The 21,939-nt window shown below is 72.2% G+C and carries 17 protein-coding genes; 5 read left to right on the top strand and 12 right to left on the bottom strand.

Annotated elements, in window-relative coordinates; all coding sequences use genetic code 11:
* Nucleotides 1-16 precede the first annotated feature (16 nt).
* The gene (locus ACVCAG_RS17675; protein WP_440082867.1) at nucleotides 17-901 is read right to left on the bottom strand and encodes an SDR family NAD(P)-dependent oxidoreductase; all 885 of its coding nucleotides are present in this window, start codon (nucleotides 899-901) and stop codon (nucleotides 17-19) included.
* A gap of 245 nt (nucleotides 902-1,146) precedes the next feature.
* On the opposite strand from ACVCAG_RS17675, the gene ACVCAG_RS17670 reads away from it, so the two are divergent.
* Complete coding sequence (locus ACVCAG_RS17670) at nucleotides 1,147-1,893, top strand: SDR family NAD(P)-dependent oxidoreductase (protein ID WP_447190040.1); 747 nt, start codon at nucleotides 1,147-1,149, stop codon at nucleotides 1,891-1,893.
* Nucleotides 1,894-1,942: 49 nt separating this feature from the next.
* On the opposite strand, the gene ACVCAG_RS17665 is transcribed toward ACVCAG_RS17670, so the two are convergent.
* Complete coding sequence (locus ACVCAG_RS17665) at nucleotides 1,943-3,466, bottom strand: DUF885 family protein (protein ID WP_440082865.1); 1,524 nt, start codon at nucleotides 3,464-3,466, stop codon at nucleotides 1,943-1,945.
* Between the two features lie 514 nt (nucleotides 3,467-3,980).
* On the opposite strand from ACVCAG_RS17665, the gene lanL reads away from it, so the two are divergent.
* Nucleotides 3,981-6,974 (top strand): class IV lanthionine synthetase LanL, encoded by a 2,994-nt coding sequence (gene lanL / locus ACVCAG_RS17660; RefSeq protein ID WP_447190039.1) that lies wholly within the window; start codon nucleotides 3,981-3,983, stop codon nucleotides 6,972-6,974.
* A gap of 185 nt (nucleotides 6,975-7,159) precedes the next feature.
* Here the strand turns inward: lanL and ACVCAG_RS17655 are convergent, their stop codons facing one another.
* Entirely contained in the window at nucleotides 7,160-7,999 is an 840-nt protein-coding gene (locus tag ACVCAG_RS17655; RefSeq protein WP_447190038.1) for an NAD(P)H-binding protein, read from the bottom strand.
* 84 nt (nucleotides 8,000-8,083) lie between these two features.
* Between ACVCAG_RS17655 and ACVCAG_RS17650 the strand changes: the two genes are divergently transcribed.
* Nucleotides 8,084-8,491, top strand: a complete 408-nt coding sequence (locus ACVCAG_RS17650) for a winged helix-turn-helix transcriptional regulator (protein ID WP_447190037.1) — start codon at nucleotides 8,084-8,086, stop codon at nucleotides 8,489-8,491.
* Nucleotides 8,492-8,617: 126 nt separating this feature from the next.
* Here the strand turns inward: ACVCAG_RS17650 and ACVCAG_RS17645 are convergent, their stop codons facing one another.
* Nucleotides 8,618-10,012: a pyridoxal phosphate-dependent decarboxylase family protein gene (locus tag ACVCAG_RS17645; RefSeq protein WP_447190036.1), complete on the bottom strand. Its 1,395-nt coding sequence runs from the start codon at nucleotides 10,010-10,012 to the stop codon at nucleotides 8,618-8,620.
* A gap of 65 nt (nucleotides 10,013-10,077) precedes the next feature.
* Here ACVCAG_RS17645 and ACVCAG_RS17640 point away from each other — a divergent pair, with 65 nt between their 5' ends.
* Nucleotides 10,078-10,545 (top strand): Lrp/AsnC family transcriptional regulator, encoded by a 468-nt coding sequence (locus ACVCAG_RS17640; RefSeq protein WP_362839792.1) that lies wholly within the window; start codon nucleotides 10,078-10,080, stop codon nucleotides 10,543-10,545.
* 275 nt (nucleotides 10,546-10,820) lie between these two features.
* On the opposite strand, the gene ACVCAG_RS17635 is transcribed toward ACVCAG_RS17640, so the two are convergent.
* The 8 genes from ACVCAG_RS17635 to ACVCAG_RS17600 all read right to left on the bottom strand — a co-directional run bounded on the left by ACVCAG_RS17635 (nucleotide 10,821) and on the right by ACVCAG_RS17600 (nucleotide 19,592).
* Entirely contained in the window at nucleotides 10,821-11,450 is a 630-nt protein-coding gene (locus ACVCAG_RS17635) for a peptidoglycan-binding domain-containing protein (RefSeq protein WP_447190035.1), read from the bottom strand.
* A gap of 58 nt (nucleotides 11,451-11,508) precedes the next feature.
* On the bottom strand, nucleotides 11,509-12,126 hold the full coding sequence (locus ACVCAG_RS17630) for an LGFP repeat-containing protein (protein WP_447190034.1): 618 nt from the start codon (nucleotides 12,124-12,126) through the stop codon (nucleotides 11,509-11,511).
* 111 nt (nucleotides 12,127-12,237) lie between these two features.
* Complete coding sequence (locus ACVCAG_RS17625) at nucleotides 12,238-13,173, bottom strand: hypothetical protein (protein ID WP_447190033.1); 936 nt, start codon at nucleotides 13,171-13,173, stop codon at nucleotides 12,238-12,240.
* A gap of 110 nt (nucleotides 13,174-13,283) precedes the next feature.
* Nucleotides 13,284-13,940 (bottom strand): response regulator transcription factor, encoded by a 657-nt coding sequence (locus tag ACVCAG_RS17620; protein ID WP_447190032.1) that lies wholly within the window; start codon nucleotides 13,938-13,940, stop codon nucleotides 13,284-13,286.
* A 4-nt stretch (nucleotides 13,941-13,944) separates the two neighbouring features.
* Nucleotides 13,945-15,723 (bottom strand): histidine kinase, encoded by a 1,779-nt coding sequence (locus ACVCAG_RS17615; protein WP_447190031.1) that lies wholly within the window; start codon nucleotides 15,721-15,723, stop codon nucleotides 13,945-13,947.
* A complete protein-coding gene (locus ACVCAG_RS17610; protein ID WP_447190030.1) occupies nucleotides 15,716-16,084 on the bottom strand; it encodes a response regulator transcription factor in 369 nt (122 codons plus the stop codon). Before ACVCAG_RS17610 ends, ACVCAG_RS17615 begins: the two co-directional genes overlap by 8 nt.
* 199 nt (nucleotides 16,085-16,283) lie before the next feature.
* Entirely contained in the window at nucleotides 16,284-17,975 is a 1,692-nt protein-coding gene (locus ACVCAG_RS17605; RefSeq protein WP_447190029.1) for a GMC oxidoreductase, read from the bottom strand.
* Between the two features lie 93 nt (nucleotides 17,976-18,068).
* Nucleotides 18,069-19,592 carry a succinic semialdehyde dehydrogenase gene (locus ACVCAG_RS17600; protein ID WP_440082857.1) on the bottom strand — a complete coding sequence of 508 codons (1,524 nt, stop codon included), beginning with the start codon at nucleotides 19,590-19,592 and terminating at the stop codon, nucleotides 18,069-18,071.
* A 146-nt stretch (nucleotides 19,593-19,738) separates the two neighbouring features.
* On the opposite strand from ACVCAG_RS17600, the gene ACVCAG_RS17595 reads away from it, so the two are divergent.
* Nucleotides 19,739-21,775, top strand: a complete 2,037-nt coding sequence (locus ACVCAG_RS17595; RefSeq protein WP_447190028.1) for a beta-propeller domain-containing protein — start codon at nucleotides 19,739-19,741, stop codon at nucleotides 21,773-21,775.
* Nucleotides 21,776-21,939: the final 164 nt, after the last annotated feature.

The following is a 21,939-nucleotide window of genomic DNA, read 5'->3' as shown; positions in this document are numbered from 1 at the left end:
AGTCTATCGGCGCCTGTCAGCGCGCCTGGTCGTAGCCGGGAAACGAGGGCAGTGCCCCAGCGATCAGGGCCTCGGTCTGCTCGCGCAGGGCATCCGCGTGGCCGGGGTGGGTGAGGACCAGGAAGCGCTCCTCGCGGATGGCGGCCACCGCGGCGAGCGCCACCTCGACCGGGTCGATGCCCCCCTCCACCAGGCCGTCGATGATCGCGGAGGAGGCCGCCTCGTCCTCGGTGCGCTCGGCGGCCACGAGATTCTCCGGCCGGTGGCGGCTGGAGCGGTTGAGGCCGGTGCGCACCCCGCCGGGGCACAGCGCGGTCACCCGGAGCTTGGAACCGGCCGTCGCGAGGTCCTGGGCGAGGGACTGCGAGGCGGCGAACGCGGCGTACTTCGAGACCGAGTAGGGGCCGAAGTAGGGGGTGGCGAACAGTCCCGCGGCGGAGACGGTGTTGACGATGTGGCCCTCGGTGTCCTGGTCGATCATGCGGGGCACGAAGGCCCGGACCCCGTGGAGCACGCCCCACAGGTTCACCCCGAGCATCCAGGCGAAGTCCTCCGGCTCCCGCGTCCACATCCGGCCGCCCTGGAAGACCCCCGCGTTGTTGCACAGCACGTGGACCGCACCCAGCTCGCCGAACGTACGGTCGGCGAGGTGATCCACGGCCACCGGGTCGGAGACGTCGGTGATCTCGGTGAGCACCTTGCCCCCGAGGATCCTGCCCTCCGCCGCGCTTCCCCTCGCCGCGCTCCCCTCCACCAGCGAGGCGGTCTCCGCGAGGTCTCCCGGATCGACGTCGGCGAGCATGAGGGACATCCCCTCCGCGGCCAGGCCCAGCGCGAGTGCCCTCCCGATCCCGCTGCCCGCCCCCGTGACGACCGCGACCTTGCCCGACAGTTCACGCATAGCGCTTCCTCCAGCATCATGGTTCACGCATCGTGTTACCTCCGGACCGGCGGTTCACACCTCGCGCCGCCTCCGGTTCGCGCCGTACCCTGCGACCGCCCGGGCACAACAGCCGCCCCGCCCGACGGCCGACCGGTCACGAAGCCGCCGTACCCGACGGCCGGCCGGCCACGGAACCGCCGTACCTGGCGGCCGATTGGGCACAAACCTAACGTGAAGCCCCCGAACAATCGAGGAGGTCGCCGATGACCGGCACCGGAGTCATCGTCACCGGCGGGGCGTCGGGGATCGGCCGGGCCTGCGCGCTGGCGCTCGCCGAGGCCGGGCGCCCGGTGGCGATCTGGGACCTGGACGAGGCGGGCGCCAAGGAGACCTCCTCGCTCGCCGCCGCGCACGGCGTCGCCACGATCGCCGTCCCCGTCGACGTCACCGACTCCTCGGCCTTCCCCGAGGCGATCGCCACCAGCCGCGACGCCCTCACCTCGATCGGCGGTCTCGTGCACGCGGCCGGGATCGTGGCCCCCATGGCCGTCGGTGACCTCACCGAGGCCTCGTGGGACGCGGTGCTCAACGTCAACCTGCGCGCCCACGCCCTGCTGGTGAAGGCACTGCTGGAGGACCTGCGCGGCCAGGAGGGCTCCGCGATCGTCGGCATCTCCTCGATCGAGGGCCTGGTCGGGCAGGCCTTCATCCCGGCCTACTGCTCGTCCAAGGCGGGCATGCTCGGCCTGACCCGCTCGATGGCCCATGAGCTGGCGCCGATCCGGGTCAACGCCGTCTGCCCCGGCTACGTCGACACCCCGCTGCTCACCACCGCCGCGGGCGGCGACGCGGGCTATCTGGAGTCCTTCACCCGCAGGTCGCTCTTCGGCCGCCTGGGCCGGCCCGCCGAGATCGCGGCGGCCGTACGGTTCCTGCTGAGCGACGAGGCGTCCTTCGTCACCGGCACCCACCTGGTCGTCGACGGCGGCGCCACGGCCGTCGACCGCTGACCACGCGCCCGCCGCGCCTCCGGGTGGACATGCCGCCGGGGACCGCCGGTCACGTACCGGCGAGGGCGTGGCCGAGCAGGCCGAGGGGCGGGGAGCCGAGGTCGAGCATGGCGGTGTGGAAGCGGTTGAGGCCGAAGCCGGGGCCCCATTCGGCCCTGGCGCGGTCGCGGAGGTCGAGGATCTCCAGCTTGCCCCAGGTGTAGCGGCCGTAGGTGGGGTCGAAGGTGGCGCGCGCGGCCTCCGAGAGCGCGGCGGGACCGGCGATGTGGGTGTCGGCGGCGAAGCGGCGGGCGCCCTCCTCGACGGTCATCGTGCCGGAGTGCACGCCGATCGCGCAGGCCAGCCGGGTCACCCTGATGAGCGCCTCCAGCCACACGCCGATCTCGAAACGCGGGTCGTCGGGGGCGAAACCCTCCTCGACGCAGAGCTCCTCCGCGTAGTGGGCCCAGCCCTCCGCGAAGGCCAGCGACATCAGCGTGCGCCGCACGTCGGAGCGGGCGTGGCGCAGGGCGCGGCCGTGGGAGAAGTGCCCGGGGGCGACCTCGTGCACGTTGATCGCGGGAAGCGTGGTCTCGCTGAAGACCTCCAGCCACTCCTCGACGTCGCGCTCGGGCCACGAGGGGTCGGGCGGGGTGACGTGGTACCACGAGGGGCCGTCGGGCTCGCCGGGCGCAGACCAGCTCATCATGGCCATCGCCCACCGGCGCGACTCGGGCGCGATGCCGACCCGGCACTCCCCGTCGTGGTAGGGCACCAGGTCCTTCTCCCGGGTGAAGGCGATCGCCCTCTCGGTGCCGATCCTGGCCGCCTCGATCACGCCGCCGGGGCCGGGGTGCTGCCTGACGAGCTCGCGCGAGACCTCCAGCGGCGGCCGTCCGGCGAACCCCAGCGCGGCGCAGGACTCCGCCAGCCGGGCCATCAGGCGGTCGCGTTCGGCGTCGGCGCGCTCGGCGAGCCGTCCCAGGTCGACCGGGAGGCCGTCGCCCGCGCCCATCAGCCTGGCGAGCCCCTCGGCACCGAGGGAGGCGTCCGGGTCGCCGGTGTGCGCGGCCTTCTCGACGTGCTCCACCAGCCGGGCGTGCGCCCTGAACGCCGCCTCGCGCGTGCTCTCCTCGGCGTCCTCGGGCACCCCGGAGGCGAGGCCCCGCACCGCGCCGAGCAGGGCGGTCGCGACGGGGGCGCTGAGCAGGTCGAGCGAGGCGACCGCGTTGTCCACCGCCTCGGGCCAGCGGGCCAGGTGCGCGAGCTTGGCGGCGTGCCGCTCGGCCTCGGGGGCGTACTCGCGGTCGTAGGTGGCCAGGTCGAGGTTGCCCAGGTGCTCCAGCGGGCTGCGGCGGTGCAGCTCCAGCTCGCCGAGCTGCACCCGGGCGGCCTCCTCGAAGATCTGCAGGTGCGCCGCGTCGTACGGGTCGGCGGGCAGCGGTCCCCGGCCCAGCGCGGCCAGCCCGGCGCGCACCCCCTCGGGCGACAGGTCCTGGATCAGGCCGTCGTACTCGTGCCGCCCGGCCATTTCCCGGACGCCGGAGACGGTGAGGTCGCACACCGCGCGCAGGCGGCCGTCGAGTTCGGTCATGGACGCGACGCTATATCAGGACAGGTCCGCCCAGCCCGGGAACGACACCCGCGCATTCGAGGGCCGGGCCGGGAACCGGCCACCCGATTCCTGCCGGGCGTCCACGTGAAGCGCGCCACGGCGGACCGGAATTAATATATGGGAATATGAAATAAGCGCATTGAATACTCGGCGGATCCACGTGCCGGACGAGAAGTGCGTACTTTTACATGGCACACCCGCATCCACCGTGTTTTCGTATTTCCAGCGCCGGCAGGCGGAAAAGAATGCGGCGGCTCCGCCGATCTCACATATGCGCGATCACCACCACGCGGTCCCGGTGACGGGAGCGGAGGCGGCGGCCGCGCCCCGGCGGGATCCACGCCCTCGGCCCGGCTCCCGGGCGTGAACACCTCGCGCGCTTCCCGCGTCCCTCCCACCCGTGTGACGCGTTTCCCGTTTGACGTATTTCCCGTTTGACGTCGGACCGATTCCCGCATGACGTCGAACCGCGACAGCCGAAGGATGACCTCCCGTGAAAAGCCCACCGGGCGACAGCGCCCTCCTGCGTGACATCGCGATCGCCGAGATCGGACGGGTCCCGGCCCGCGACTGGTCGGTCACCGAAGGGGAATTCTGGTGCCTGGTCGTTCCCGGCGGATACGCGATGCCCGCGCAGGGCTGGAAACTTCACGTCTCCGCGACGATGCTCTCCGCTCCGATCGTGCTTTCCCGGGTCGTACGAGTGCTGGCCGCCGAGGGGTGCGCCTTCAAGTTCCCCGCGCGGCTGGGCGACTACTGGGAGCTGCTCGCCCCCCACTGCGCCCGTGCCCAGGCGGGGAAGTTCGTCACCGCCTACCCGGCGGGCGGCGCCGAGGCGGCCCGGCTGGCGCCACTGCTCGACGAGGCCACCCGGGGGCTTCCCGGCCCGGCGATCCTGTCGGACCACCCCTACCGGCCCGGCGGGATCGTCCACTACCGCTACGGGGCCTTCGGCGGGCACCGGGTGCTCGGCAACGACGGTTTCTACGAGGTCCGGCTCCGCACGCCGGAGGGGACGGCGATCCCTGACGAGCGGCTGCCACGGTTCTCCCCGCCCTCCTTCGCCGTCTCGCCCTTCACCGCGCCCGGCGCCTCCGGAGCGGCGGACCGCGCCTTCGGGGTCCCCGGGCCACCGCAGCGGCCCGCCGTGCTGCTGAACGGCCGTTTCGTGGTCCGCGAGGCGGTGCGACACGCCAACAGGGGCGGCGTGTACATCGCGGAGGACACCGAGAGCGGCGCCGAAGTCGTGATCAAGGAGGGCCGGCCGCACGCGTCGTCCGATCTCGGGGGCCGGGACGCGCGCGACCGGCTGGCGACGGAGAGGTCCCGGCTGGAGGCCCTGGCGTCCAGCGGGGTCGTCCCTGCCGTGGTCGACTTCTTCGAACAGGGCGGGCACGCGTTCCTCGTCGAGGAACGCGTGCCGGGGACGACGCTGCGGCGCTGGTCCGAGGGGAACGCCGGGCCCCTCGGGCACGACGGCTTCGGGAACGGCGCCGCCGAGGTCCGGCCGATCCTGCGGCGCCTCGTCGACGCGCTGCGGGCCGTCCACGACCTCGGCCACGTCTTCCGCGACCTCTCGCCGGACAACGTGATGCTCCTGCCCGGCGGTGACCTCCGGCTCGTCGACCTGGAGTACGCGACGGTGCCGGGCGACATCGTCATGATCGGTGGAACCCCCGGCTACCTCGCTCCGGAACTGGTGCCGCACACCGGCGAACTCCGGCCGGCGCCGGGAGAGACGGCCGACCTGTTCGGCCTCGGCGGGCTGGCGTACTTCCTCGCGACCGGCGCCGGGCTGGAACTCCCCGAGGACGGCACGACGGGCCCGGCCCGCGGCCGGCGCCTCCTCGACCACGTCGGCGCGGTGTCCGCGGCCAACCCCACCCTCGCCCTCCTCCGCCCCCTGGTGGAGGGACTGGTCACCGAGCCGGAGGAGCGCTGGTCGCTGAACCGCTGCGCGAGGTACCTGGACGCGCTCGCCCCGGCGGCCTCCGCCACCGGCCTCACCGGCTCCCCCGCCGCGGCTCCCGCCGCCGACCTCGCGACGGCGCGGGAGACGCGGGAGACGCGGGAGACGGGGGAGACGGGGGAGACGGGGAAGGCCGGCCCCGTCCTCGCGGGGGCGAGGGCGGGCGGGGTGCGACAGGCGGACCTCCTGATGGCGGACGGGCTGGCGCGGCTGGTGGAGACCATGGACCCCCGGCGGGACAGCCCGTCGCCGTGGCCCAACGCGGTCGCCGGGGCCGGCGGGGCCGAGGCGGACCCGTGCTCGGTGAACGGGGGCGTACCGGGCATCCTGGCCGTCCTGACGCTCGCCTCCCGCGCGGCCGTCACCGACAACGCCGTCACAGACAACGCCCTCACCGACAACGCCTTCACAGACGACACGGCGGGCGCAAGAGGCGCGGCGGTCGCCGCGGCCGGGTGGCTCCGCCGCCGTCTCTCCGACGAGGACGTCTGGACCCCCGGCCTTTACTTCGGGCGCTCGGGAGCCGTCTGGGCCCTTCACGACGCGGCGGAGGCCGCGGGCGACGACGAGACGCGGGAGTTCGCGCTGCGGGCGGCGGCCCGGCTTCCGGTGGACCACCCGAGCCCCGACGTGACGCACGGGCTGGCCGGGTCCGGCATGACGGTGCTGCGCCTCGCCCTGCGCTCGGGCGACCCCGTGCTCCGCGGGCGGGCCGTGGAGACGTTCGAGAACCTGCACGGCGCGCGGTCCTACCGGATGGGGCACCCGCGGTGGCCGACGCCGGAGTCGTTCGACTCCGGTCTCGCGGGCGCCGACCATCTCGGCTTCGCGCACGGGATCGCCGGGGTCGGCACGGCGCTGCTCTACGCCGCCGTCACCCTCGGCCGCCCGGAGTGGATGGCGACCGTGCGCGAGGTCGCCCGCGCCCTGTACGAGCACGCCGACGTCGACGGCGACACCGCCTGGTGGCCGGCCCTCGCGGGGGATCCGCGGACGGTCCTGCCGCGCCGGCCGCACTGGTGCAGCGGCTCGTCGGGGGTCGGCTCCTTCCTCGTCCGGTACTGGCGCGCCACCGGCGACCCGGACGCCCTGCGGCTCGCCGGTCAGGCGGCGGTCGCGGTGCACAGGACCCGCTGGCAGTCGGGGGCGGTGCCGTGCCACGGCCTGCCCGGTGACGGCGAGTTCCTCCTCGACATGGCCGGGTTCACGGCCGACGACCGGTATCTGCGCTGGGCCGGGGACCTGGCCGGATGCCTGGAGGCCAGAGCCGTGACCCGCTCCGGCAGGCTGCTCGTGCCGGACCCCTTCTCGAAGGTCGTCCCGACGTTCCTCGGCGGCACGGCCGGGATCGTCGCCTTCCTCGTCCGGCTGCGCCACCGGCACGCGCGCCCGTGGATGCTCGACGACGTCGTGGGGGACGCCTGGCGTCCCCCCGTCCCAGGCTCGCCGCCCGCTCCGGGGCGGCGGAAGGAGAAGCGGTCCGCGCCCGGCGCGGCCACGAGATCGGCGAGGAGGTGAAATCGATGTCGTTCGACGTTCAGGACCTTCAGGGTCTTCAGGAGCGCGAGCCGGCCGCCGTCGAGGCGGGCCGCGTCACGAACTGCCGTATCCACATGTTCTGCACCGACAACTGATCACACGGGCCCCCTGCCCTCTCCGCGGCCGGGCAGGGGGCCCTCGGCCGTCGCGCGCCCTGCCCCTGTTCACCCCTGTTCGCGAAGTCCCGCGACGATGACCTCCAGGGCGGACCGGGGAGCCCTGCCGAGCAGGGCCCGCAGGTCGCCGCCCGTCGCGTCCATGAACCCGTTCGCGATCGAGGAGTAGGTGCTCACCAGCATCGGGACCTGGAAGGGCGCCAGGCCGAGGGCGGTGAACGCCTCGCGGGCCCCGGCGAGGGTGCCGGGCTCGTACGAGACGGTGCCTCCCGTGGCCCCGGTGAGGGCCGCGGCCAGCTCCGCGCCGCCGACCGCATCCTCCCCGACCAGCTCGTAGGTCCGGCCCGCGTGCGCGGAGGCACCGGTCACGACCAGGGCGGCCACGTCGGCCAGGTCCTCGCGGGCCACCGCGGCCAGCCGTCCCGCTCCCAGCGGCGCGGTGATCCTGCCGTCCACGGCGGGCGCGAGCGTCGCCAGCAGCTCGGCGTAGAGGCCGTTGCGCAGGATCGTCCAGTTCGCGGCCCCCTCGCGGAGCCTGCGCTCGGTCCAGCGGTGGGCGAGCGCGTAGGCCAGGTGGTCCCCGGCGGCGCTGAGGCCGGTGTAGACGATGTGCGAGACCCCGGCCTTCTCCGCCGCCTCGATCGCCGCGCCGTGCCTGGCGATCACCACGTCGTCCTCGCCGTAGCCCGCGGAGATCAGCAGCAGCGTGTCCACCCCGGCGAAGCCCTCCTCCAGCAAGGCGGGGTCCTCGAAGTCGACCGGGCGGGCCGGTGTCCCGGCGGGGACCGCCTCCGGGGTACGGCTGCCGATCACCACGTCGTCCCGCCCGGCCAGCCGCACGGCGACGAGCCGCCCCAGTGCGCCCGTCGCCCCCGTCATGAGAATCATGGAATCTCCCCCGTATGAGTGGTTCTCTTCGGTAACCGGGTCCATCATCGACAACCAGGACACGTGGCATAAGGAGGCACTTCGATGTCAGTGGGGCACACCGCGGTAACCACGGAGCCGGTCGTCTCCTGCGGAGGCGAGGACTGCGGCATCCGTGAGGTCCTCGACCGGATCGGCGACAAGTGGTCGGTGCTGGTGGTCGTGGAGCTGGCCCAGGGGGTGCGCCGGTTCCGCGAGCTCCAGCGGGCCCTGCCCGGCATCTCGCAGCGGATGCTCACCCTGACCCTGCGCCGCCTGGAGCGCGACGGCCTGATCTCCAGGACCGTCCACCCCGTCGTCCCGCCTCAGGTCGACTACGAGCTGACCCCGTCCGGGCACAGCCTCACCCACCTGTTGCGGACCCTCGTCGACTGGTCGGCCGAGCACCGCGACGGCATCGCCGAGTCACGCCGCCGCTGGGACGCCGCCCACCCCGACTCCGGGATCCGCTGAGGGCGCCGGGATCCGCCCCGGGATCCCCCGGGGACCGGCCCGGACCCCCGAGGACCGGCCTTCCGCACCGGCCGCACCGGCCGCACCGGGTTCGGTGAGGAGCGGCCCGGCGCTCCTCGCGGGGGTTCACCGGGGACCGGCCGTGGCCTCAGGTCCGGCGATCCGGTCGAGCAGCGCCTCCAGCGTCTTGTCGTCCGTGGCGGGGGCCATCACGGTGACCCGCAGGTGGCGGACCCCGCCGACCTCGGCCGAGGTCAGCTGGAAGGCCCCGTCCTCCATCAGGCGCTCGCGGATGTCCGCCTGGTCGCCGGTGCCGTACCGGAAGCAGACGATGTTGCTCTCCGGCTCGTACGGGCACTCGAAGCCCGGCCGTTCGCGGGCCAGTTCCCAGAAGCGGTGCGCGGTGGCGTACCGGCGCGCGACGTACTCGCCCAGGCCGCGCTCGCCCCGCCAGGCCAGGTTGAGGAAGATCTTCAGGCCCAGCTCGGCCTTGCTGCACTCCACGGTCCTGCCGATGAGGTCGAAGCCCTGCTCCCCGTAGAACAGGTAGCTGGCCCGCTGCCGGAAGGCCGCGTCCAGGTCGCCCTCGCGCCGGGTCAGCACCGCCGCGGCCAGGCTGGAGGTACGCAGCATCTTGTGCGCGTCCCAGATCAGCGAGTCGGCGAGCCCGATCCCGTCGAGCAGGTGGCGGTGCCGGCCGGACAGCAGCGCGGAGGCGCCGTGGGCGCCGTCCACGTGGAACCAGACGCCGTTGGCGGCGCAGAACTCCCCGATCCCGCGCAGGTCGTCGTAGAGGCCGGTCCCGGTCGCGCAGGCGTTCGCCACCAGGGCCATCGGCCGCCGTCCCGCCCGGCGCACCCGCTCCAGGGCCTCGGGCAGGCGGGCGACGTCGATCCTGCCGAGCCCGTCCACCTCCAGCGGCATCACGGCCCGCTCCCCCAGGCCGAGGATCGCGGCGGCGCGGGTGAGCGAGTAGTGCGACGACGCCGGAGCGAGCAGCGCGAGGTCGCCGGGGACGCCCTCGGTCCACGCCTCCGGGGCCACCGACGCCCGCGCGGCCAGCAGCGCGGTGAGGTTGGCCAGCGATCCCCCGTGGGTCAGCACCCCGCCGCCCGCCTCGCCGAAACCGACCTTGCCGAGCATCCAGCGCAGCACCTCGAACTCCACGGTCGCCGCCGAGGCGCCCATCTCGTAGATCGCCATCGGGTTGTTGCTCACGCCGTGGACGAGGTCGGCGAGGGCTGCGGGGAAGTCGGGAGCGGCGACCTGATGCCCGAGGTAGGCGGGATGGTGCAGCCGCGTGCCCTCGGCGAGGTAGGTGCGCAGGAACTCCGCGTGGTCGCCGGCGGTCATCCCGCCCTCGCGGATCCACCGGGCGAGCCCGAGCCGCTCGGCCAGCTCACCGGGGGGTCTGCGGCCGAGCACGGGTGGCACGCCCCGCTGGCTCTCGTCGACGTAGGCGGCCAGCTCGTCGACGGTCATGGTCGCCGCGTTCACGAATTCCTCAACATTCCACGTCACACGGGGATACTGGTCGAATTCACGACAGCTCGCCAGGCGAGCCGAATTGGACGGAGGTGAACCCGGTGAGTGTCGAACTGGATTCGGTGGACCGGCGAATTCTGGCCGAGCTGCAGAAGGATGCGCGACTCCCCAACAAGGACCTGGCCGAACGGGTGGGCGTCGCCCCCTCCACGGCGCTGGAGCGGGTGCGCTCGCTTCGGAGGCGCGGGGTGATCGGCGCCTTCCGCGCCGAGGTCGACCCGGCGACGCTGGGCCGTCCCCTGCAGGCGCTGCTCGCCCTGCGGGTGCGGCCGCACACCAGCCAGCTCGTCGACCCGCTGCGGGCCTTCGTCCTGGGCCTGCCCGAGACCATCGCCCTGTTCCACGTGGCCGGCCCCCAGGACTTCCTGGTCCACGTGGCGGTCGCCGACGCCGACCGCCTGCACCGCCTGCTGCTGGAGAAGTTCCTGATCCGGCCTGAGATCGTGCACGTCGAGACGACCCTGATCTACCGGACCGAGACCCAGCCCGTCCAGCGGCCCACCGGCTGACCTCACCTGGAAAGAGGCCACGGAGGCCGTGGTGGACCGCTTAGGTGACCACGGTCCCGGACGTCCCGGTGGGGTCGTGCCCGTTGCATGAGACTTCGAACTCGCGCAGAGCGTGGATGCGTTCGGGCACGCCGTCCGGGGGCGCTCGGCGGGGATCGAGGTGACCGGAGTGAGCGAGGATCTCGTGTCCGGGCCGGACACGAGATCCTCCCGCACCGACCGTGCCGACGCCGAGATCCCCGTCCGAGGGACAATCGGCGGGCGAGAAAGTGCCCTCAGCTCCGGCATGCCACGGAGGTGAATCTGAGGAATTTCGGTTTCCTGCCCCCGGGAAGGCCGACGGAGATCCGCACGCAGGCGTTCCTCCCGGCGGCGGACCCGAGCGTCGCGATAAAATCACCGACTTCCTTGTACACCAATCTCTCGCAGCTCAGCCTGGCGATCGCCGGGACCCTGGCCGGGCCACAAACGCCGCGCACGAGCAGGTTGACGGACACATGTACGGCAAGGCCGGGATTGTTTGCCAGCCAGTTTCCCACCTGACGGGTGACACCCCGAGGAACGACGAAATGACAGACGTCGTCTCGGCAGTTCGGCGAGCCCAGGTTCAGCCCGGCGAGAATGAGGGGCGTGGAGCCGTCGATCAACGCCGCAAGGGTCCGCGGACCGACCTCGCCATCTGGCCGCAGCCCGGAGGCCTTCTGAAAGGCCACCACATTCGCCCTGGTGAGCGGCCCGAAAACACCGTCCACCCGCTGGCTCGTATAGCCGATGTCAATCAGTCTCCGCTGGATCATACGCACGCAGTCCTTCCCGTCGATCGGGTCGGCCTGGCCCGCCCGCAAGGGCGGGCAGTCACTCAGCCCGGCGTCGGTCGGCGGCATGGGAATGAGCCCCGATCCCATGAGTAAAATGCTTAGAAGCGCGATTCCCGCTATCCACCTGAACACTTCGCCCCCCGGATCATCGGGCGATGCCGATGGAGGTGGGAATGCTCCAGGGGCCGCAGTCGGATCCGGCCTGGAATATCCCAGTTCTATCGCAGCCCTGGACAGTGAAAGCGAATTTGTCGATCAGGTGACCGTTGGTGGTGGGGCACCCTTCTTCGCCGCCTTCTTTGACACAGTTCGATGGCGGCGGCATCAGATGTTGGCCGCTCCACGGGGACAGCCGGCCGACCTTGACCTGGGTGGCCTTACCGCCGTTCTTACTCCAGCGGACGTGGAAGAAGTCCCAGTCGCGGCTCAGGCCGCTCCACTTGAAGACGATGTTGTCTCCCTTCGCGTAGACGCGAACCAGGGTGCCGTTCCCGAGGTTCGGGGACCAGCCGATCTGGCCGTTGCGGAAGCGCTGCCAAGATCCCCTCTTGTCGGGGTAGCCGGACTCCTTGGTGACGGGACAGCCGTAGACGCTGTTCTCACCACCGTTGGAGCGCCACAGGCCGCCGATGAGGCTGCCCGGCCCCGCCACCAGGGAGGCGTCACACGCGCCACCGGCGGTGGAGGCCCGCGCGGGGGCCGGGACGGCGATGGTGAGTCCGGCGGCCACGAGTGCGGCCGTTCCGAGGACGACGCGTTTCATGATCTTCTCCTTGGTGTGGTGTCCCGGTCGAGCCCGTGCTCGCCGGGGCCGATCGTGTGCTGCCGATGGGTCCCGGCGGATCAACGGGCACGACCACCGGCCAGGCACGTCCTACATGTCGTCGAGCCTTCGCTGCGTGATGCCGGCCGCGACGCGGCCGGGTACGGTGTTCTTGAAGTAGAGCTTGAGGCTCGCGTTCAGCGGGACTCCGGCGGTGACGAAGTCCGTGCCCGCGGGGATGTGTGCGAAGGACACCGGCTGGGCGAACGCGTCGGTGATACCGCCGCGCAGTTTCCTCAGCAGCGCGCCGTGGCCGAAACCCGAAGTGCGGACGCGCAGGTGGGTGAGGTCGGCGACGATGTCGGCGCCGCCGTCCTTGGGGACCGAGCGGATCCGCAGGTCCAGTTCGACGTAGAACTCCGGGTCGGGGACGACGGACACGCTGACGAAACCGTGGACGCCGATCCGGACGACGCGGTTGCGTGGCCCCTCGAACCCGTCGCTGGTGTCGCTGACGACAGAGATCGTCCCGCGTCCTCCACGGATGCCGACGTCCGAGTTCCGGCCCCTGACGAGTTCGCTGAACCTCTTGGTGACCAGTCCCTTGAGGGCCGCGGCCGGCAGAGCCGCGGACGCGGACGTGGCGTCCAGCAACGCCTCGCGGACGCGTCCCGCCGCCTGCGCGTTGTCGTGCCACGTCTCGGTGCGCCGAGCGGGGATGACACAGACGTGGTCACTGGGAATGACCTCACGCCAGACGAAGCCGTTACGGCAGTACCGGGCGCCGGCGCCGTTGCTCCTGCCGGCGGCCAGCCTGTTGTCGTCTCGGGCCTGCTGGCGGCGGATCGGGTAGACGCAGACGTGGTCGCCCGGGATGGCCTCCCGCCAGACGTAACCCTGGGGACAGGTGTCGAAGGCCTGTGTGGCGTCCGCCGCGGGCTGCGCGGGACCGGCGAGGGTCCCCGCCGTTACCGTCGCCGTGAGCAGGGCGGTTCTGAGCTTTCTGGTCCGTGTCCTCCATACGCCCGGCTTGCTTGAGTACGGCATCCGATCTCTCCCGCCTGTCGGTTTCTTCTCGCCTTTCTCATGGTCGGGCGCGCACGGTCGTCGCGCATGCGTGCAGGCACGGAGGTGTTGGCACGGTCCAGCGGTGGGGATCAGCCGATCTCGCCGCGCAGGTAGGCGAGGACCGCCTGCACACGCCGGTGGTAGTCCGGCGCGGGCGGCAGGCCGAGCGTGTTGAGCAGGTGACTGATGTGTGCCTCCACCGTGCGCGGCATCACCTTCGCTCGTGCGGCGATCGCCTTGTTCGACAGGCCCTCGGCCATCAGGGCGAGAATCTCCTTCTCTCGCTGTGTCAGGTGCGGCAGCCGTTCGCCGCCTCTGCGGCGCATCATGTCGGCCACCACGTCCGCGTCGACGATGTACTCGCCCCGGTGGATCCGGTGGACCGCCTCGGCCAGTGCCTCCACCCCCGCGACCTTGTCCTTCAGCAGGTAGCCGACGCCACGGCCGCTCTTGCCCATCAGGGTGAACAGATCACGGGTCTGGAGCTGGGACGACAGCAGGAGCACGCCCAGGCGCGGGTCGGCGGCGCGCAGCTCCACCGCCGAGCGCAGTCCTTGCGTCTCGCCCAGCGGCGGCATCCGGATGTCGATCACCGCCACGTCCGGCCGATGCCGGGCCACGGCGTCCATCAGGCCGGGCCCGTCGCCGGCGTCGGCCACGACGTCGATGCCCGATTCGCGTAACGCGTCGACGAACAGTTCGCGCAGCAGCGGGGAGTCCTCGGCGACGACGACCCGGGGAGCCACCGGGTCAGGCAGGGGTGGGTGCGGGAGGTTCACGGGGGATTACCGCCTCAAGATTGGTCCCGCCGCCCGCGGGACTGGACAACGTCAGTTTGCCGCCTGCCGCCGCGACCCGGTCGGCCAGCCGCGCCAGGCCCGAGCCGGGCGAGATGGTGGCGCCGCCACGACCGTCGTCGACGACGCTCAGGGTCACGTCGTCGCCGGTCACCCGCGCCTCGATGCGGGCACGCGTCGCGTGCGCGTGTTTCATCGCGTTCGTCAGCCCTTCCGCGGCGACGAAGTAGACCGACGCCTCGGCCAGCGGATCCAGTCGCGGCAGCGCGTCCAGGTCCAGGGTGACCGGGACGGGGCACTGCCGCCCCAGTTCCCGTACGGCCGTCACGAGGCCGGCCGTGGTCAGCAGTTGCGGATAGAGGCCGCTCGCCAGGATCCGGATCTCCTCGATCGACTGCTGCACGTTCTCGAGCGCCTGGACGAGCCGCTCGTCGGCCTTGTCCGGGTCGGTCCTGAGCGCGCTGCGGGCCATGTCGATGCGTAACTTGGCCGCCGTCAGCAACGGCTGTGCCCCGTCGTGCAGGTTGCGCTCGATGCGTTTGCGTTCCTTGTCGGCCGCCGCGAGGATGCGCGCCCGGCTCCGGCGCACCTCCTGGAGCTGGGCTTCCACCGTCGCCGCCAGCGACTGGTTCGTCAGCGCCAGACCGGCCGCGGTCGCCACGACGTCCAGGACCTTCGGATCCTCCTTCAGCAGCGCGTCATGGATCAGCACCGCCCCGCGCGGGCCGCCGACCGAGGTCACGGCCTGCCACGGCTCGACCCTCACCAGGGCTCCCGCGGCGTCCAGGAAACCGGCCGGCGCCGGGTAGGCGAGACGCAGCGAATCGTCGCGCAGCGACCTCGCCAGCAGCTTCTCGACGTCGCCGGCCCGGGTCAGGACGCGCAGCTCGTTGAGCAGCCGGTTGACCGCGCCGTTGCCGAGATAGAAGTACAGGGTGCCGACGAACATGGCCAAGGGGACAGAGGCGTACAAGACGTCGTAGAACCGCAGGAGCCCGTCGCGAATCGCGCGGGCCCCGGGAAACGGATCGGCGTGCAGGATCAGCCCGGTCGCCGAGACGAACCCGGTGGCCAGCACGAGCAGGATCACCGGTCTCAGGAGCCGGCGCATCAGCAGGTGCCCGGTGACCCAGCGGCGGAGGAGTACGACGATCAGCCCGACGGCCACGACCGTGGCGGCGGCCTTGGAGGAGGATTCGGCCAGCCCGCCGACCACCGGGTTGTCGCGGACGAACAGCATGCCCGGCGGGGTGTGGTCGTCGTCCGACGTCTGGTCCATGAAGAAGGCCACCGCAACGCCCAGCTGAGCCGCGAACGCGTAGGCGACGGCCATCAGGGCCTTCTGGACTCGCGTCTCCAGCCGCCCGGTGGGGAACATCAGGACCAGATGCGTGACCACGGCGCCGGAGGAGGCGACCAGGAACTGGCCGACCGTGTGCGGCCACGCCTCGTCCGACAGCTGGAGGTCCTCGGCGAACATCGCGATCCCGGCGACCAGCATCATCGGGCCGATGGCGTTCGCGCTGTACCTGTAGTGCGCGACGACACCGGCCGACAGGTACAGGACGCCGGTTACCGCGTGCAGGACGACGCGGAAGGGGTCGGCCACCGGATACAGGGCGGCGGCGGTGGTCGTGTAGGCGCCGAAGAGGAGCCCGGCCGTCGCGACGGACCAGATCACCGTGTCGGACTTCCACCACCGGCGCCACCCTTCCACCGGCGCGTCAGCCACTCGGCCCGCTTTCACCGAGAACCGCGGAAAGAGCCGCGACGGACAGGTGGTCCTTGAGGATGAAGCCCCGAGCCCCGCTCTGCTCGACGAGGGATCCGTAGGACGAGGCGTCCCTGATCGAGGTCAGTACGACAGCCGCGCCGGAGTCCACCATCGCGGGACAGACGTCGAATCCGCTGACGTCAGGCAGCTGAACGTCCAGGAGAACCACATCCGGGCTCAGCCGCCAGATCGCGTCGAGCCCGCCGGAGCCGCTCGCCGCCTCGCCGACGACGGTGAATCGTTCGCCGTCGAGCAGATCGTGGGCGACGACGCGGAAGACCGGGTCGTCGTCGACGATCAGCAGACGTTCTCGGGGCACAGCGTAACTGTGACGCGTTCCGTCGTTTCGCGCATCCGTGCTGGCCCTGATGTGCGGCCCGGAGCATGGCGGAGTCCCCGCGTCCCAGGCGGCTCGGTCGACAAGGGATCACGAGCCGGCGGTCGGACCGCGACGCGGAGACCGGCTACGCGATCGGACCATGGCCAGGGCCAGGCCTGGCGGAACCGGTATCTCCCCGTCAGGTGATCTCGACGATGGGCAGGCGCAGGGCCCCGGGGGCGGCGGCCGGGACGACGGGGCTGCGGGGGGCGACGGGTGCGAGGCGGGCGTACGGGGAGCCCGGGGCGGGGCGCGGGTCCGGCTCGCCCCGGTTGGGCCACAGCGCCATCGCCCGCTCGGCCTGGGCGGTGATGGTGAGGGAGGGGTTGACGCCCGGGTTGGCGGAGACCGCGGAGCCGTCGACGACGTGCAGGCCCTCGTGGCCGTGGACGCGGTGGTAGGGGTCGATCACCCCGGTGTCGCGATCGGCGCCGATGGCGCATCCGCCCAGGAAGTGGGCGGTGGCCGGGATGTCGAACAGGTCGAGCCAGGAGCCGCCGGGGATGCCGCCGACCTCCTCGGCCGCGTGCCGGACGAACTCGTGACCGGCGGGCAGCCAGGTGGGGTTGGGCTCGCCGTGGCCCCGCTCCGAGCGCAGCCTCCGGCCGAACGGCCCCCTGCGCGCGGACAGGGTGATCGAGTTGTCCTTCGCCTGCATGACCAACGCGATGATGCCGCGCTCGGACCACCGGCGGTGGTTGAACAGCCTTGCCACCCGGTGGGGCGCGCGCAGGGCCTCGCCGAGGAACTTCAGCCAGCGCGGGGCGCCGCCGCCGTCGATGAGCAGGGTGCGGAGCATGCCCATCGCGTTGGAACCGTCTCCGTAGCGGACCGGCTCGATGTGCGTGCGGGCGTCGGGGTGGATCGAGGAGGTGATCGCCACCCCCCGGTTGAGCTTCTCGCCCTCGACCGACAGGCGTTCGAACCCGAGCAGCGCCTCGGAGTTGGTCCTGGTGAGGGTGCCCAGGCGGTCGGAGAGCCGGGGCAGCGTGCCCGCGGCCTTGAGCCGGTGCAGCAGGCGCTGGGTGCCGTACGTCCCCGCCGCGAAGACGACGTGCTCGGCGGTGAGCGCGCTGCGGCGCCAGGGCGCGCCCGTCCCGCGCGCCTCGACCCGGTAGCCGCCGTCCACCGGGACGACCGAGGTGACCGTGGTCTCGGGGAGGACCCTGGCCCCGGCCCTCTCCGCCAGGTAGAGGTAGTTCTTGATCAGCATGTTCTTGGCCCCGTGGCGGCAGCCCGTCATGCACTCGCCGCACTCGGTGCAGCCCCTGCGGCGCGGCCCCGCGCCGCCGAAGTAGGGGTCGTCCACCTCCACGCCCGGGGTGCCGAAGAAGACGCCGACCGGCGCCAGGTGGAAGGTGTCGCCCACGCCCATCCGCTCGGCGACCGCGCGCACCACCTCGTCGGCCGGGGTGACCGTCGGGTTGAGCGTCACGCCCAGCATGCGCGAGGCCTGGTCGTAGTACGGGGCCAGCTCGGCCTTCCAGTCGGTGATGGACGACCACTGGACGTCCTGGAAGAACGCGTCCGGCGGCTCGTAGAGGGTGTTGGCGTAGACCAGGGAGCCCCCGCCGACCCCGGCACCCGCCAGGACCATCACGCCGGTGCCCTTCTCGCCCCTGAGCACGTGGATGCGCTGGATGCCCTTCAGGCCCAGCGCCGGGGCCCACAGGAAGTCGCGGACCCGCCAGGAGGTCCTGGGGAGCGTGGTCTCGTCGAAGCGGCGCCCGGCCTCCAGGACGGCGACCCGGTAGCCCTTCTCCGTCAGCCGCAGCGCCGAGACGCTCCCGCCGAACCCCGATCCGATCACCAGCACGTCGTGGTCGAACACGGCGGCTCCCTTCGAACGACGACCCCGTCGATCACGGCGGCCTCCGGTGACTTCGACGGCCTCCCGGCGACCGTCAAAGGTCACCGGAGCCCCTCACTTCAGGTGGAGCGTCTTCATGACCTTGAAGGCGGTCGCGAGGGTGTCGGCGTACTTCTCGTACGCCATGCCGAGGATCGGCTCGAAGCCCAGCCAGGACGCCTGGCTGGAGACGGTCTGCCCCTCGGTGTACTTCAGCAGCCCCTCGGCCCCGTGACGCCGGCCCAGGCCCGAGGACTTCATGCCGCCCATGGGCGCGTCGTAGGAGGCGTAGGCCGAGCCGTACCCCTCGTTGATGTTGACCGAGCCCGCCCTGATCCGGGAGGCCAGCGCCCGCCCGCGCGGCACGTCGCGGGTCCACACGGAGGCGTTGAGGCCGTACGCGGTGTCGTTGGCCCGCTCGACCGCCTCGTCGTCGTCGCCGAAGCGGTAGATCGCGACGACGGGGCCGAAGGTCTCGGCCCGGCACATGTCCATGCTCTCGTCGACGTCGGCCAGGACGGTGGGCTCGTAGAACAGCGGGCCGAGATCGGGGCGGGCCCGCCCCCCGGCGAGGACCCGGGCGCCCTTCGCGACGGCGTCGTCCACGTGGGCGGCGACCGCCTCCAGCTGCCGCCGGGAGGAGAGCGAGCCCATCTGCACGTTCCAGTCGAGCCCGGCGCCGAGCCTCATGTTCCCGACCTGCCGGACGAACCGCTCCAGGAAGGCGTCGTGCACGGAGTCGTGGACGTAGAGCCGCTCGACGGACAGGCACAGCTGCCCGGCGTTGGTGAAGCAGGCGCGCAGCGCGCCCTGGGTCGCCGCGTCCAGGTCGGCGTCGTCGAGCACGAGCATCGGGTTCTTGCCGCCGAGCTCCAGCGAGCAGCCGATCAGCCGCCGGGCCGCCTCCTCGGCGATCTTCCGGCCGGCCCGGGTGGAGCCGGTGAACGCCACGTAGTCGGCGCCGTCGAGCAGCGGTTCGCCCACCTCCGCGGGGTCGCCGAGGACGACCTGCCAGATCTCCCTGGGCATGCCGAGGGAGACCAGCAGGTCGATCGTCCACAGCGTGGACAGGGCGGTCTGGGTGTCGGGCTTGTGGACCACGGCGTTGCCGGCGAGCAGCGCGGGAACGGCGTCGGTGACGCCGAGCGAGAGCGGGTAGTTCCACGGCGAGATCAGGGCCACCGTCCCCCGGGGCTGGCGCGTCTCGACCGTCCTGGTGGCGACCGGCAGGATCCCGGCGCGCCTCCTCGGCTCCAGCAGGCCGGGGGCCCGCCGCGCGTGGTAGAGGGTGCAGCCGGCGACGTCGAGGACCTCCTCGAAGGCGTGCCTGCGGGCCTTTCCGGTCTCCCACTGGACCACGTCGAGGATCTCCTCGCGGCGGTCGAGGATGGCGTCGTGCAGGCGCAGGAAGGGCTCGGCACGCTCCCGCGCGGGCCGGGCCGCCCACGCCCGCTGCGCCTCCCGCGCCACGGCGTGGGCGGAGCGGACGTCGTCGGCGGTGGAGACGGGCATCTCGGCGAGGACCTCGCCGGTGAACGGCGCCGTGATCTCCCGCGTCTTGCCGTCGGAGGTCACGTGCCGCACGACGCGTTCGATCATGCGGGGAGCGAGGACCCTTGTCATCTCGGCCCGTGTCATTTCAGGGGGAACGGCCATGTTCGCAGCGTAATCGTGGGAGGCGTGCCCTGGCTACCGGCGGGTAGCGAGGTGTTGAACCACACGTCCTCCCGATCCGTCGTAGGGGCATGAGGACATCGATTCGTACGGCCGGCGCGGTCGCCCTCGCCGCCGCCCTGCTCGCCACGGCGTGCAGTTCGACGGAGACGAGGACCGCCGGAGGTCGTACGGCGCCGGTCGATCTGGGGAACGTCAAGCTCGTCTCCTACAGCGGCTGCGACGACATGCTGGCCGGCCTGCGCGCGGCGACGGCGAGGAACGTCGGTCCCTGGGGCATCGGCGGCCCGGTCGTCATGTACGCGGAGACGCAGTCGGACGCCTCCGCCAAGCGCGCGTCCGGTGCGCCCGAGCACTCCACCACGAACACGCACGAGGCCGGGGTCGACGAGCCCGACCTGGTGAAGACCGACGGCGATCGGGTGATCACCGTGAACCGCGGCGTGCTGCGGGTGGTGGACACCGCGACCAGGAAGGTCACCGGCACTCTCAGGCTCGTGGACGCCGAGCAGGCGTGGGTCCCGGCCGACCTGCTGGTCAGCGGCGACCGGGCGCTGGTGCTGTTCTCCGGCGGCGGGATCATCCCGTACGGCGCGACGGCCAAGCACGCGGCGAGCCCGGGACCGCGCTACGTCCTCGTCGACCTGTCGGGGAAGCCGAAGGTGATCGGCGCGCTCACCCCCGAAGGCGCCCACGTGGACGCCAGGATGGTCGGCTCGACCGTGCGGATCGTGGTCCGCAGCCAGCCGCGGATCGAGTTCCCCGACGCCGGGCCCGGCCTGTCGGACGACGAGCGCACCCGGCGCAACGCGGAGATCGTCGCCAGGGCGCCGATCGAGGCGTGGCTGCCGAAGTACGAGCTGACGTCCGCGGACGGCGCCACCTCGGACCGCAAGGTCGACTGCGGGCAGGTCAGCCACCCCGCGGAGTACAGCGGGACGTCGATGCTGACCGTGCACAGCCTCGACCTGTCGCAGGCGCTCGCCGAGACGGCCCCGATCGGCGTCGCGGCCGACGGCGACACCGTCTACGGGACGGGCACCAGCCTGTACGTGGCCAGCAACCCGCACTGGTGGTGGCCCCGCCCGGTCGACCGGGTGATCGTCGAGGACGCCCCGGCGACACCGGCCGCCGAGCCCGCCCCGACCCTCCTCCCCGAACCGTCCACCACCCCGACGCCCACCGCGACGCCGACCGCGACGGCGGCCCCGGAGCCGCCGCCGGAGGAGACCGAGATCCACCGGTTCGACATCACCGCGGCCGGGGCACCCCGCTATGTCGCCTCGGGCAAGGTCTCCGGCAGGCTGCTCAACCAGTACTCCCTGTCGGAGCACGAGGGGCACCTGCGGGTCGCCACCACCTCGACCGCCGCGCGGGACACCTCGACCGGCTCCCCGGAAGCCGCGCCGGACACCTCCAGCGCCGTCTACGTGCTCGACGCCGACACCCTGGTCAAGACCGGCGAGGTCGGCGGGCTCGGACAGGGCGAGCGGATCTACTCGGTCCGCTTCATCGGTCCCGTCGGCTACGTGGTGACGTTCAAGCAGGTGGACCCGCTCTACACGCTCGACCTGCGCGACCCGGCGGCACCGAGGAGGACGGGCGAGCTGAAGATCACCGGCTACTCGGCGTACCTGCACCCGGCGGGCGACGGGCGGCTGATCGGCGTGGGCCAGGAGGCCAGCGAGCAGGGCCGCACGCTCGGCACCCAGGTCTCGCTGTTCGACGTCGGCGACCCGGCCAACCCCCGCCGCCTGTCCCAGATGTTCCAGAAGGACTCCGGCTCGGAGGCCGAGTGGGACCCGCACGCCTTCCTGTACTGGGCCAGGACGGGGATGGCGGTCATCCCGGTGAGCTCGTGGACGGGGACCGAGCAGACCAACGGGACCGCCCTGGTCCTCAAGATCGACGATTCCGCGGTCACCAGGACCGGCACGGTCAGCCACCCCAGGCCCAAGCCTGCGGAGAACACCCGGGTGGCCTCGTACGACCCGGGCATCCGCCGCTCGGTCGTCATCGGCGACAGCCTGTGGACGGTCTCCGACCTCGGCCTCAAGGTCAGCGACATGAAGGACCTGGCCGACCAGGCCTGGATCCCCTTCTCCTGACCCCCTCGCGACCTGGCGAACCCCAGAGCCCGCGCCCCCGGCCCGACCGCCGGGGGTGCACCCGTTTGCACGGTCCAGACCGCCCTATAACACTGACATATACACCTTTACAAGATCTTGTCATGACACTTGAATCGGTGTTACCTCTTGCGCAACACACGTGA

It is taken from the genome of Streptosporangium sp. G12, from assembly GCF_052983175.1.
Note: the sequence above shows the minus strand (reverse complement) of the source record. Positions and strands in the feature narration are given on the sequence as shown.